The organism is Hymenobacter sp. GOD-10R (assembly GCF_035609205.1).
Taxonomy (GTDB): Bacteria; Bacteroidota; Bacteroidia; order Cytophagales; family Hymenobacteraceae; genus Hymenobacter.
This window is the reverse complement of record NZ_CP141184.1, coordinates 2,147,974-2,160,249: the sequence shown is the minus strand read 5'-3', so window position 1 is coordinate 2,160,249 and position 12,276 is coordinate 2,147,974. Positions and strand designations below refer to the sequence as shown.

The 12,276-nt window shown below is 55.6% G+C and carries 9 protein-coding genes; 4 read left to right on the top strand and 5 right to left on the bottom strand.

Features of this window, described 5'->3' with window-relative positions; all coding sequences use genetic code 11:
- Positions 1–387: 387 nt before the first annotated feature.
- The 5 genes from SD425_RS08730 to SD425_RS08710 form a co-directional block, all read right to left on the bottom strand.
- Positions 388–1,716, bottom strand: a complete 1,329-nt coding sequence (locus SD425_RS08730; protein WP_324677519.1) for a leucine-rich repeat-containing protein kinase family protein — start codon at positions 1,714–1,716, stop codon at positions 388–390.
- Positions 1,717–1,876: 160 nt separating this feature from the next.
- Positions 1,877–3,496, bottom strand: coding sequence for a protein adenylyltransferase SelO (locus SD425_RS08725; RefSeq protein WP_324677517.1), 1,620 nt, complete (start codon positions 3,494–3,496; stop codon positions 1,877–1,879).
- Between the two features lie 845 nt (positions 3,497–4,341).
- Positions 4,342–5,574 carry an alkaline phosphatase gene (locus SD425_RS08720; RefSeq protein ID WP_324677515.1) on the bottom strand — a complete coding sequence of 411 codons (1,233 nt, stop codon included), beginning with the start codon at positions 5,572–5,574 and terminating at the stop codon, positions 4,342–4,344.
- Positions 5,561–6,382, bottom strand: a complete 822-nt coding sequence (locus tag SD425_RS08715) for a hypothetical protein (RefSeq protein WP_324677513.1) — start codon at positions 6,380–6,382, stop codon at positions 5,561–5,563. The genes SD425_RS08720 and SD425_RS08715 overlap by 14 nt, the downstream gene beginning before the upstream one ends.
- 146 nt (positions 6,383–6,528) lie before the next feature.
- A complete protein-coding gene (locus SD425_RS08710; protein ID WP_324677512.1) occupies positions 6,529–6,684 on the bottom strand; it encodes a hypothetical protein in 156 nt (51 codons plus the stop codon).
- A gap of 280 nt (positions 6,685–6,964) precedes the next feature.
- On the opposite strand from SD425_RS08710, the gene SD425_RS08705 reads away from it, so the two are divergent.
- The 4 genes from SD425_RS08705 (at position 6,965) to SD425_RS08690 (ending at position 12,274) form a co-directional block, all read left to right on the top strand.
- On the top strand, positions 6,965–7,723 hold the full coding sequence (locus tag SD425_RS08705; protein ID WP_324677509.1) for an oxygenase MpaB family protein: 759 nt from the start codon (positions 6,965–6,967) through the stop codon (positions 7,721–7,723).
- A 218-nt stretch (positions 7,724–7,941) separates the two neighbouring features.
- Positions 7,942–8,265 carry a hypothetical protein gene (locus SD425_RS08700; protein WP_324677507.1) on the top strand — a complete coding sequence of 108 codons (324 nt, stop codon included), beginning with the start codon at positions 7,942–7,944 and terminating at the stop codon, positions 8,263–8,265.
- Between the two features lie 392 nt (positions 8,266–8,657).
- Positions 8,658–11,327 carry a PAS domain-containing protein gene (locus tag SD425_RS08695; RefSeq protein WP_324677505.1) on the top strand — a complete coding sequence of 890 codons (2,670 nt, stop codon included), beginning with the start codon at positions 8,658–8,660 and terminating at the stop codon, positions 11,325–11,327.
- Positions 11,324–12,274, top strand: coding sequence for a YafY family protein (locus SD425_RS08690; RefSeq protein WP_324677503.1), 951 nt, complete (start codon positions 11,324–11,326; stop codon positions 12,272–12,274). The genes SD425_RS08695 and SD425_RS08690 overlap by 4 nt, the downstream gene beginning before the upstream one ends.
- The last annotated feature ends 2 nt before the right edge of the window (positions 12,275–12,276 follow it).

Genomic DNA, 12,276 nt, shown 5'->3' with positions numbered 1-12,276 from the left:
ATTGGTGTGCCTAGCAGCTCTTACCTGTTATGAGTTCTCGAACAAGTGAGTACGTCACTAAGCAAATACCTAATCCTACTTATGACAAATTAAGGTATATTTATAATATAAAAATATTAATAGTTATATTTTTTTACTATTATTAGTTACAAATTTACACAAAATATTGATAAACAGATGAATGTTATAAATATAAACTCATCTTTGTTCAACTGAATTCAGTCGCTAGTACTCAAGTTAATACACCTAGTAACCATCTTAGCAAGCTCAACGGATATGTTTGACTATCCATAATTACAGCTTGTACTTGAGACAAAGTGCCTCATTATGCTAGGATTCCAAAAACATGCTTGCGCATCAACCCTTTGTTGCGCCAAACATCCCATATTATCTTCTTCCCAGTACAAGCTTCTGTAGCACTTGCTCAATCTCGGCGAACAATGGTCGCGCTGCTACTTCCGGCTGGGCACACTGGCGTTGCAAAGCTGATAAAGCGTGGAAGGCCGCTGAAGCGGTTGGTTCACAATGATCCAGGAGTTCTTCCAACAAACAGGCAAATGCCCTAGCTTCTAAACGCTGGAGCTGCGTGGACATCGTTGAGCTAGAATCAAAGAAACAAGCCGCGCCAAAGTCACCTAGCAAACAGCTGCCGGCGCTAGTAGTCAGAATATTGTGGGCATATAAATCGCCATGCAAGATGCCGCTAGCGTGTAGGTGCGCCGCGGCGGAAGCAATGCCGTGTGCCAGACGTAGCACCGCATCTAAGCCCAAAACGGTGCCGTCGTCATATACGTCGCGGGTACAGCTGGCAAAGCTAGGTGGCCCGGCTAAGATCCGGAACGATGGGTCAATCAGGTCGAGCACGAGCCCTTCGGCGTTGGTTGGGTGATCCGTTATTTTCCCCTCGACGGCAATCAGATTAGGATGGCTGCCAGCACTGATACACGCAGCCATTTCGCTGTGCGGTAATCCGTCGCTGGTCACGGCGCCTTTGAACAGCTTCACAGCTACTTCCTTCGCGAGGGCAGCGTCTGGCTGCCATTGGGCCTGATAGATGACGCCCGAGGCGCCTTCCCCTAGCTTTTGCCGCAACGTCAGGGTGCGCCAATTGATGCTAGCAATTGGGTGCTGTGCCACTACTGCTTCTTCGATTTCTTCGCAGAATGGGTTGCCGGCGTACGCGAGCCACGAAAGCCGCGGGAGCGAAAGCAGCCACTCCGGCAACGCCTCAAAACGGTTAGCCGCAATGCGCAGCAGTTCTAGGTTAGTGCACGCCGCTATGCTCGCGGGCAGGTACGTAAGCTGGTTGCCGGCCAGCATGAGCTTTTGCAAATGCGTACAAGCACCCAGCTCCTCAGGCAGAGCGGTCAGTTGGTTGTCGGTAAGAATGAGCCAGCGCAGCAGCGGCGGCAGGGCTGCTGCCGGCACCATACGAATCTGATTGGCCTTGAAGCCAATCATGCTCAGCTGCGTGCATCGCCCTAGTACCTCGGGCAGAGTGACAAACTGATTATCAGAGCAGAAGATAATGCGCAGCTTGTACAAGCGCCCTAGGTCATCAGGCAGCGAGGACAAAGCGTTGCCGGATAGATTAAGAATCTCTAGTGAATCGGCTAGGTCGAAAATCTCGGTTGGAAACTCCGTAAGGCCAGCCGACAAATCGAGGCGTTGAATGCCCGCTAGCTCTCCAGCGCGCAGTTGTTTGAGGGTGTGCATGCGGCAAAGGTCGTAAAGGACCAGCACTTAAGGCATGTAAGAAGCCCCACGAAGCATCTGGCATGCAATAGCAACCCTTAACGATTGAGTTACTACAGCATACGAGGTACTTCGCAGGGCTTAGTATGACCGTCCTGGTGTTTTCTTACACCATTCTATGCTACGAGCTGCACGAGAGGGTGGCGCAACCGGGTTTCTCGCGGGCCCAATCGGGGCGCTTGGCGGCTAGCTCCTCGTGCTCGGGCTGTTCGGCGAAGGGCGTTTTGAGCACTTCCATCAGAGTATTTAAGAAAGCTAGGTCGCCGGCTTCAGCTGCTTCTATAGCTTTCTGTGCTAAATAGTTGCGTAGCACGTACTTCGGATTTACACGCAGCATGCTTTCCCGAATAGCTTCCGGGCTCGCAGACTCCTGCCGCAGCCGTTGGAGGTACCGTTGGAGCCACTGCACCAGTGTTTGCTCCTCCTCCATCGACATAGAATAAGCCGCTTTGGCAAGCAGCTCGCGCCACGTAGCATCCTCGTTCTCAGCATTCAACAGTAGAGATGGCGCCGTATGCGAAAGCTGCCGGAAGAACAACGTCATATCGATTTCGGAGCCAGCCAGTGCTTCGAGTAGTTCTTCCACCAACGCCCGGTCTTCCTCCAACGCTAAGGACGTGAGCCCTAGCTTTTGCAGGAGCATTGTGTGTCGGGTCTGGGCCAGTGTGGTGCGGTACGTTTCCAGGCCTTGCTGTAGGTCTTGTGGCGTTTCTACTAAGTGGGCAAGCGCCCGGGCCAACTGATAAAGGTTCCAGAGAGCCACCTGCGGCTGTTGCCCAAAGGCGTAACGCCGCGAGCCGAAGTCGGTGGTGTTGGGGGTCCAGTCGGGGTCGTAGGGCTCAAGCCAGCCGTAAGGGCCATAGTCAATCGTGAGACCTAGGATTGACATGTTGTCGGTGTTCATCACGCCGTGCACGAAACCCACTGACATCCAATGCGCTATCATCACAGCCGTGCGCCGACAGATCTCTTCAAACCAGCGCACGTATACGGCCGGCGACGGAGCTCCTAGCTCGGGGTAATGGTGACGAATGACGTAATCAGCCAGGGCACGCATGTTGTCCAACTCACCCATAGCAGCCATGAGTTGGAAGTTACCGAAGCGAACAAACGTTGGCGCCACGCGCGCCACAATAGCGCCGGGCTCGGGTCGGGCGTTGCCGTTGTAGAACATGTCGCGAACAACTTCGTCGCCGGTAGCTACCAGGCTCAGGGCCCGGGTAGTGGGCACCCCTAGGTAATGCATGGCTTCGCTGCACAGGAATTCCCGCAGCGAAGACCGCAGCACGGCCCGTCCGTCGGCGCGACGCGAATACGGCGTGGGACCGGCTCCTTTCAGCTGTATTTCCCAGTTCGTACCGTCGGTTGCTGTCAGCTCGCCTAAGGAAATGGCGCGTCCGTCGCCGAGCTGTCCGGCCCAGCTGCCAAACTGATGCCCACCGTAGCGCGCCGCAAACGGCTTCATGCTAGGTGCCAATTGGTTACCAGCCAGCATATCTACGGCTGGGCCGCGCTCAGACGGACGCTCCAACCCTAGGTAAGCCGCTAGGTCCTCGGACCACGCTAGTAGCTGCGGGGCTTGCACGGCCGTGGGCTCTACCCGTGAGTAGTGATAGCCAGGCACTTGGCGTGGCGTTTTGTCCATCGAAGCTTCGCCGTGCAACTCCTCCACGAACGAATTTTGAAAAACAGCTTGCTCCAGCGGAGCAAGCTGCTCGACCTGTTGTGAGTATGTGACCATTGAGAGAATATCTTCTAAAAGCACGTCTCCAATGCAGAGGCTTGCTCCTTTATCAACGCTTAATGGTAGTGGTTGTTTTGGTCGAGCTTCGCTGGTCAGCAACTGCGGCACCTAGCTGCTGAGCTAGCTTTGTGGGCCAATTGCGGCAGAAAGCAAAAAGCCGCAGCGAATGGCTGCGGCTTTTTAAGTGGGTGATGAGCAAGAGCTACTCGCCGACTAAAGGGGGTGGGCCGTTAAGGTATCAGGTAATACACGGCGGCTAGTACAACTAAGCTGGCCATGAAGACGACTACAATCAGTTCGTCGCGGGATGAAGAAGTAGAAGTAGGTTCCATAGGGTCTAAAAGTTGCGGCAAAGGTAGACCTTTCCCCTTTGTAGCGCCACAGTAGCATCACTTTTCCATGTTAAGTTTTCACCCCAGCCTGACAAACGACTGACTACCACCTAGCTCAACACTTGACACCCGATTGAAAGCTCTGCTTTAAGAGAAACCCGGGAAGAGAAAAGAAGACAAAAGCCCCAGCGTTGCAGCGCCGGGGCTTGGTCAATGCACACAAAAAAGCTCCTCACCATATGGCTTTTTGCAGCAGCAAAATTGCTCGTCTACTATTATGCAGCGGTGAAGGCCAGGTTATGTTTTAGCACAATCATCAGCTATTAACAGGCGTAGTTTACGGTTTCGTGAAACTTGCTTGCTGGTCTAGCTTTCACCCACTAAAGTGTTGTGTTTTGCAGCGCGGATTCCTCTGGGGGAGGCGTTCGTCGAGGGGCGCAGTCATATTTGACTGCGCCCCTCATCTATCATAGGTGCTACTAAGTACTACAAATAATTGCGGGGCCGTACCTAGGGCATCTTTTGCTCGTCCCAGCCTAGCGCCTTTTTTATTCGGTAATAGATATCGGTGTTTTCGTACATGCCGGTAAACAACTCGCTGCCATTGCCATAGGCAAACACCGGCACCATCACGGCCGAGTGCTTGTTGGTGGCAAATTTGGCTACCACTTTCCGCTCCGAAATGCTGCCCTCAATGATGCTGTAGCCGCCAGTTTCGTGGTCAGCCGTCACGATGACGAGTGTTTCGCCATTGGCAGCCGCAAACCGGAAAGCCTTGCCTACCTGCTGGTCGAAGTCCAGGACTTCCTGCACATTTTGAGTCGTGTTATTGAAGTGACCAGCGTCATCGATCTGCGAGCCTTCAATCATCAGGAAAAAGCCCTGCTTGTTCTTGCTCAGCACTTCTAGGGCTTTGTCAACCCCTAGGTTCATGTAAGCAGCCGTGCGCCCGGCCACGGCGGACGGACCGGCGTCAGCGAGCAACGCCACTGCTTTCGGGCCAGTAATTGGCGGCACCGCGGCTGGGGAGGTAACTATTTGGTAGCCTTTCTCCTCCCACTGTTTTAGCAAGTTCACATGGTCTTGGCGCTGGGTGAAGAACTTGAGGCCACCGGCGTACATAAAGTCGATGGGCGCGTCGAGGTACTTGGCGGCAATGGCTTCCGGCTGGTTGCGGTCGGGGTGCGTGACGGCAAAACAGGCGAGGGTAGCGTCGGGCAGCTCGCAGGCCACCACCAGGCCCGTGGATTTGCCGTGTTCCCGCGCATCCCACATGATGGAGCGAAACTCATGCCCTAGAGAATCTATGCTGATGGCGCCGTTGTAGGTTTTATGGCCCGTCGCCATAGCGGTAGCACTAGCCGCCGAATCGGTAATCTTGCCGTATTGGTTGTGGGTGATAGAGAAGCCAGTGGCCTGGGCCTGCTGCATAAACAGCTTGCCTTGGTTGGCAATGAGCCCGCCCGTTACTTGCGTCGGTCCCATCCCATCCCCGATCATCAGGATGATGTTTTTGAGTGGTTTTTTGGGACCTGCATACGGCGCCAAAGGCGGCACTTGGTAGGCAGTGGGTGCTTGGTATTCCGTCTTATACAGCGGTATCGGCGCGGCTGGGCTAGGATCAGGCGTGTGCTTGATGGCTTCAATCACGGCGCTCCGCGACGGTGCCGCCGACCTAGGTGACGAACAAGCCAAGAGGCCGCTGCCGAGCAGCAAGCCCAGGGCTAGGTTAGCTTTTTGCATGCGTGTCAATCGTTGTCTTTAGCTCCACTAGCTCATCGGCGCCCACCAGTACGGCGGGGTAGCGCAGCAATTCGCGCCATATGGCTTGCAGGTGAGCCGGGTTCTTGGCAGGCAGGTTCCAGAAGCGGATTTTCTGGCCGTTGCGCACAGCTTGGTCGTTCCACTGGCGCAGGCGAGCGGCTTCGGCGGCGGGCATAGCGCCCTCACCATTCCACTTGAAAGACTTCTGCCAGTCGCCATTCACCGCCGGAAACTGAGTCGCGCTAGCGCCGGCTTGCAAGTCCTCAAGCGAGCCATCGAGGTACACCAAGCGCTGCTTATCGGCAAGTACTTCTTGGCGCGGGTACCCACCGCTCAGAATCACTTTCACGCCCCCTTGACGTGGCTGCTGCGGGGTAGAAAGAATATCCTGGTAGCGGGCCAGCACGCGTTCCAACTGAACGTAGGTGCCCGGACCATCGTTCTTGAAATCGATGTACAGCCACAGCTCCGCAGGCTTAGTGTACAACGCTTTCTTGGCCCGCAGTACTTGGCGCATCGGCTCCAGATATAGGGTTTGCAGCGTCTTCTCTGGCTGCAAAGAAGCTCGGTCGTGGCCAACCTGCAAGGTGGTGTCTACTAAGAACACATCCGCTTCTACGCTTTTAAAACCTAGCTGCAAGGCATCCGTGAGTGGATGCGGGCGCCAATAATCGTTATGGGAGTGGCCTTGCTCCAGGGGCAGCGCCAGGGTGACGGTTGTTTGGGCGTGCGCGCTAGCAGCGCTCAGCAGCAGGATGGCTAGGGTGGTGCGGATGGTTTTGGTCATAAGCGTAATGAAATTTGGACGGTGTAGAGACACAATACTTTGCGTCTGGCCGTTGCGGATATTGCTTACCTAGGTTGTTCAGGGCTAGGCCATTCTAACGTTGGTCGTTCAACGACGAGACGCAAAGTATTGCGTCTCTACACTGTTCAGGCATCTACCAGCTTTGGTTGTGGGCGATTTTGGACGTAGTCGCGGCCACGTTGGGGCTTGGCGTAGGTAGCTTGGGCGTCGCCCAGCGGACGAGGTCGGCGGGCGGTAAGCGGCTGTAAAGCTAGATTGCCAGTAAGCCGCAAACAGCTCATTGTAGGCCTGCTCTGAATCGTTGCGGATGGCTTCCCAGCAGGTTGCGCTCATCATTTGGTCTCCTCTTACGAGTCCACAAATGAAGCGCACCTAGCTCGACTGCTTGCCATGCTATCGTTTACCAAAACATTAAATTGTGCTATTGCCCAAGCTAAAAACCCAATACCGCGTATTTGCCTGGTTACGCTTTGTTCAATTCATTTCACTCACCCCTTAAAAGATGAATCTAGGCACAACACTTAGTAGGAGCCTTTTGCCCAATTTTCCGGTTCTTAGGGCATGGAATATTTTGTAGCAAAGCACTCCATCGTGCGTACTATTTGGGGTAAGGCAGATACGGTATTGTTCATCTTTGCCGGTGCCGCGGCTGAGTTTGCCTTGAACAAGGCCGTTGACTGGCTCTATTTCACCGGCCGGCTGCCAGCCGATCCGCTGGGGCGACTGTTTTCTACCGTCGAATACGCGCGGCAGATTGTGTTTGCGCCTCGCGTTGGCGCCGAAAAAGCCATTGATACCATCACGGCCATTCACGGGGCCGTGGAAGCCAAGCGCGGCGCGGCCATCCCGGCCTGGGCCTACCGCGACGTGCTTTTCATGCTAATCGATTATTCCATTCGGTCGTTTGAGGCCCTGGAGCGCCTGCTCACCACACCGGAAAAAGAGGAAGTGTTTCACGTGTTCAACCGCGTAGGGCTGCGCATGGGCATTCCGGATTTGCCTACCACGTACGCCGAATGGCTTGTGGCCCGTGCGCAGCATCTCTCTCAAGACCTAGCCCACAGCCATTATACCGATGATCTGTTCCAGCAATACCGGCGGCACCTAGGTCCGTTGCGGTACTGGTTGCTGTTACAAGGCCAGCGTCTCGTGCTACCCGAGCACGTGCGCCACTTGCTCGGGTTTGGGGCGTGGTCGTGGCTGCGGCCGGTGGTGCCCGTTTACCGCCATACGCACCATTTTTCGTTGAGTCAGTGGATCAAGACGGCTCTATTGCCGACTGCTTACAAAGCCCAAATCCAGGCACTTGACGCGCAGTAGCATACCCAAGCAGCCGAAAGGCGCTGTTTGCTTCTGCTTGTCCGGTGCATCGGATGGTTTACACCGCAGCAGCTCCGTCAAAAATCCGAATTTAATCATGCGTAAATACGTATAAATCCGGGAGTAAACCGAAAGCGACAAGCCGTTGAGACGAGTATCTTACCTACCCCTAAGGAAGCTACTCCAACCTCATCAGCCAAACAACCTATTCTTTCCCCATGTCCACGTTTACCCCCACGCTCCAACTCCATCAAGTTCCGGCAGGCCGCCGGCTTGACTTCAGCACTCAGCCTGGTCGCTTCGCTTATGTATATCGGCGCTCCGACTATGGCGGGTGGCAGTGCATTGCCCGCAATGCTTGCAGCCCTTCTTTCGATAACTCCTTCGCAGCGGCCGGCAGCGTTGTCGAGTACATGGTATGCCACTGCGACGCGAGCGGCAATATCACTGCCACTACGCCCATCGTGCAGGTGCAGTTAGTTGGGGCGACGTTGCTCGCCAACCATTCAATAACCAGTCACGCGGAACGAGCTACTACGTAACCTCACCCGTTCTTCCGGGCAGGAGCACTTATTTCTCTGCTTGGTGTATCTGCTTTGCTAGCTTCCTTTAAAGGCCAGGTATGTCCATCCGTCGTACGCTGGCCTTTGTTTTTATTCATTTGCTTTGCCGTTCTGCCTGCGCAAACAGGACAGAGCAAGCTAGACTCTGAGCGGCAGTTGGCGTTGTGGTTTAGGTTAGGTTTCCTATTTTGCTGCTTATTATCAGGTTTGTAGAACGCCGTACTTAGCCTAGGCTGGTACTTTACATGCGCAAGCCCTCGGATCAGGAGTGGATGGTTTGCCCCCTGCTTCCTACTCTTGCGAGTTAACTAACTTGTTAAAAGGCAGGCCGCACGCTATTCGTCTGCGCTTCGCTTTTCACCCGCTTATCCATGCCTGACTCCGCCGCAGCTTCTTCTATTAGCTTCTCCGCCTTGCAGGACGTATTTCCGACCGACGACTTGCTGCAAGGTCTGCTAGATGCTTCGTTGACTGGAGTAGCGCTTTATAAGCCGATTCGGGAGGCTAGCGGTACTATCACCGACATGGAGATTGTGCTGCTCAACCCGGCGGCTCAGCAAATATTAAGCTTGCCTGCTCGCCCCACCGGCACGTACCTCCAGCTCTTCCCGCATACCCTAGCTACCGGTGTCTTCGATTTTCACCGCCGGGCATTTGCGTCGGATAAGGTAGAACGCTACAGCATAAACTACCAAGGCGACGGCCTCGACAACTACTTTCATCTTTCTGCCCGGCGCGTAGGAGACGGTCTGCTCGTCAGTTTCTCGGATACGGCTGACCAAGACCGTAGCGCTGTCGAAGAAGCCCTGCGCGAGAGCCAAGCCCGCGCAAAAGCAGCCCGCGCGGATGCCGAAGCGCAGCGCAAACGCCTGGAAGCGTTGTTTATGGATGCACCGGCGATGATTACCATCTTTGAAGGGCCCGAGCATACGTTTAAGCTGGTCAATCCGCTCTACCAGCAACTGGTGGGCCCCCGCCCCCTTCTGGGAAAGCCAATCCGCGAGGCGATGCCAGAACTGATCGGCCAACCCATTTTCGGGCTGCTCGACCGTGTGTACCAAACTGGCGAACCGTTCTACGCAACGGAGATGTTGGTGAAGCTCGACCATACCAACTCGGGCGAGCTAGGTAACAACTACTACAACTTTATCTACCAACCCACTCACAGCCAAGACGGTGCAGTCGACGGTATCTTGGTGTTTGCCTACGAGGTAACGGCGCAGGTACGAGCACGCCACCAGATTGAGTTGCAGGAGCATAAGCTGCGCCTCCTTAATGAAATGCTAGCCTCTACCAACGAGGAGCTAGCAACCGCCAACGAAGAACTTCAGAATGCCAATGAAGAAATATTGGCTAACAACGAAGAGCTTTTCCGAACGCAGATTGCCCTACAGGAACTGAACCAGGAGCTGGAAGCCCATATAACGGACCGTACGGCTAAGCTGCGGCGCGCTTTGCAAGAAGCACAGCTGCAACGGGAGCGGCTACGAGCGTTTCTTCTCCAGATGCCTGCGCCGATGTGCGTTTTCCGCGGGCCGGATCATGTCTACGAACTCGTCAACTCGCACTATCAGCAACGGTTTGGGAACCGCCAGCTCGTCGGTCTTCCTCTGCAAGAAGCGGTGCCTGAGCTCGTGGCCCAAGGCTACCTGCGCATGCTGGACCGCGTGTACCAGACTGGCGAACTGTTCTTTGCCAAAGAAACGCGTGTGTGGGTTAGCCCAGCCACCAAAAACGGCAGCGCGCAGGAAAGCTACTTCGACCTGGTGTTGCAGGCTACCTACAACGACCAAGGCGCCATTGATGGCATCATTCATTATGCGCTCGATGTCACGGAGCACGTGCTAGCCCGCCAGCAGCTCAAGCAAAACGAGGAGCGCTTACAGCTAGCCCTCGAAGCTAGCAACATGGCTTCCTTTAACCTCGACTTGCTCACCAACCAGATTGAGCGTAGCGAGAACCACCATACTTTGTTTGGCTACGAAACGCCATTGCCTGAGTGGAATCTGCCGATGCTCTTGTCGCACATGCTGCCCGAAGACCAAGCAGAGTTTCAGCAAAATCTCACGCAAGCTATGAACACGGGCGTGCTACGCCTGAACCCTCGCATTCGGCGCGCCGATGGGGAGCTGCGCTGGCTTGAGGCCCGCGGCCGTATCTTTTATGATCATGGTGGCAAGCCGTTGCGCGTGGCCGGGGTGATAACTGACGTGACAGAACGAGAGCGGGCGCGTCAGCAGCTACAAACCCTGACGGAGCAGCTAGCCAACACCAACGAGGTTCTGCGCTCCGCCAACGCAGAGCTAGGTATCACCAACCAGCAACTCACGCGTACCAATGCTGACCTCGATAGTTTTGTGTACACGGCCTCGCACGACCTGAAGCAGCCTGTTAATAACATGGCGGGCGTGTTTGAGGAGCTAAAGCGCACGGCCACATTTCACGACCCGCAGGCCACCATTCTGGTTGAGATGTTTGAAACGGCCCTGGAGCAGATCAACAGCACCATCCAGGGCCTAACAGAAGTGGTGCAGGTGCAGCGGCACAGCGAGCGGCTACCAGCCGAGCACGTCGCCTTGCTTCCTCTCACCCAGAAAGTACTACAAAGCATGTCGAGCCAGTCGGCAGCTTCTAAAGCCGATTTTCAGCTGGACTTTTCGGCGGTACCGGTCGTGTATTTCGCCCATCTCAGCTTACAGAGCATCTTATACAACCTGCTCAGCAACGCCCTGAAGTACGCGCATCCCGACCGCCCACCGATCATAGTCGTTCGCACGGAACTGACGGCCGAGGGTGACCCGACCCTGGTGGTGCAGGACAATGGACTAGGAATAGACATGGAGCGCCACGGTGCCAACCTCTTTCAGCTGTTCCGTCGCTTCCACGACCACGTGTCGGGGTCGGGCCTAGGGTTGTATTTGGTGAATCGTATTGTGCAGCAAGCAGGTGGGCGTTTGCAGGTAGAGAGTGAGGTGGGCAAGGGCACCACGTTCCGCATTTACTTTCCAGCCACAGTTCTATCTACCGTGCCGACCTTATGAACCGCTTTGACCGCATCACCGCTATTCTGATTCAGCTGCAAGCGAAGCGCGTGGTGAAAGGTCCGGAGCTAGCTGCCCGCTACGGCGTAAGTCTGCGCACGGTGTACCGCGACTTGCGCACGCTGGAGGAAGCGGGCGTCCCCCTTTGCGGGGAGGCAGGCGTAGGCTACTCCCTAGCTGATGGCTATCGGCTGCCGCCCGTCATGTTTACCCGTGAAGAGGCCACCGCCTTGGTTACGGCCGAAAAGCTCGTGACGCAGCTCACCGATGCACACACGGCCCAGGTAAGCCACGCCGCCATGGACAAGCTGCGGGCTGTGCTCCGCCGCTCCGACCGCGACTACCTCGAAGCGCTCAGTCCGCACATTAGCGTGCTGCGCTCGCCCCGGCCTGCGGCTCCGGTTCTGCTGCCTAGCAACACTCACCAGCAGCTCCTAGATAGTATTGCGAGGCAGCGCCTGGTGACCCTAGACTATCGCGCCGGTTACCAAGGCACCCCTACCCAGCGCGATGTTGAGCCTATCGGGGTATACTTCGGCCAGTACTGGCACGTGGTGGCTTTCTGTCGGTTACGCCAGGAGTACCGCGACTTTCGGTTGGATCGTATTGCGGGTTTACAGGTGCGCGAGGAAGCATTTGCCCCACGTCCGGAAACACTCCAAACGTACTGGAAGCAGCAGGCTCAGCGGCGCCAGGTGCACGCGGCCGTGGTGCAATTTGGTCCAGCTGTTTTGTCCCACGCACACGAAAACAAGCAGTACTTCGGTTGGGCGCACGAGACAACGATGGCAAACGGCTGGTTGGAAATGACCTTTCTAACCGTCTGCCTACAGCAGCTCGCCCGGTGGCTGTTGGTGTTTGCCCCCGATGTGACCATTGTGTCGCCGCCCGCCCTGCAGGATGAACTTCGCAAGCTAGCCCAAGTGGCGCATGCGCATTTTAGCTAGGT

Coding starts and splice junctions, on each gene's coding strand:
- SD425_RS08730 (WP_324677519.1), bottom strand. CDS start 1,716: ATGCACACCCTCAAACAACTGCGCGCTGGAGAGCTAGCGGGCATTCAA.
- SD425_RS08725 (WP_324677517.1), bottom strand. CDS start 3,496: ATGGTCACATACTCACAACAGGTCGAGCAGCTTGCTCCGCTGGAGCAA.
- SD425_RS08720 (WP_324677515.1), bottom strand. CDS start 5,574: ATGCAAAAAGCTAACCTAGCCCTGGGCTTGCTGCTCGGCAGCGGCCTC.
- SD425_RS08715 (WP_324677513.1), bottom strand. CDS start 6,382: ATGACCAAAACCATCCGCACCACCCTAGCCATCCTGCTGCTGAGCGCT.
- SD425_RS08710 (WP_324677512.1), bottom strand. CDS start 6,684: ATGAGCTGTTTGCGGCTTACTGGCAATCTAGCTTTACAGCCGCTTACC.
- SD425_RS08705 (WP_324677509.1), top strand. CDS start 6,965: ATGGAATATTTTGTAGCAAAGCACTCCATCGTGCGTACTATTTGGGGT.
- SD425_RS08700 (WP_324677507.1), top strand. CDS start 7,942: ATGTCCACGTTTACCCCCACGCTCCAACTCCATCAAGTTCCGGCAGGC.
- SD425_RS08695 (WP_324677505.1), top strand. CDS start 8,658: ATGCCTGACTCCGCCGCAGCTTCTTCTATTAGCTTCTCCGCCTTGCAG.
- SD425_RS08690 (WP_324677503.1), top strand. CDS start 11,324: ATGAACCGCTTTGACCGCATCACCGCTATTCTGATTCAGCTGCAAGCG.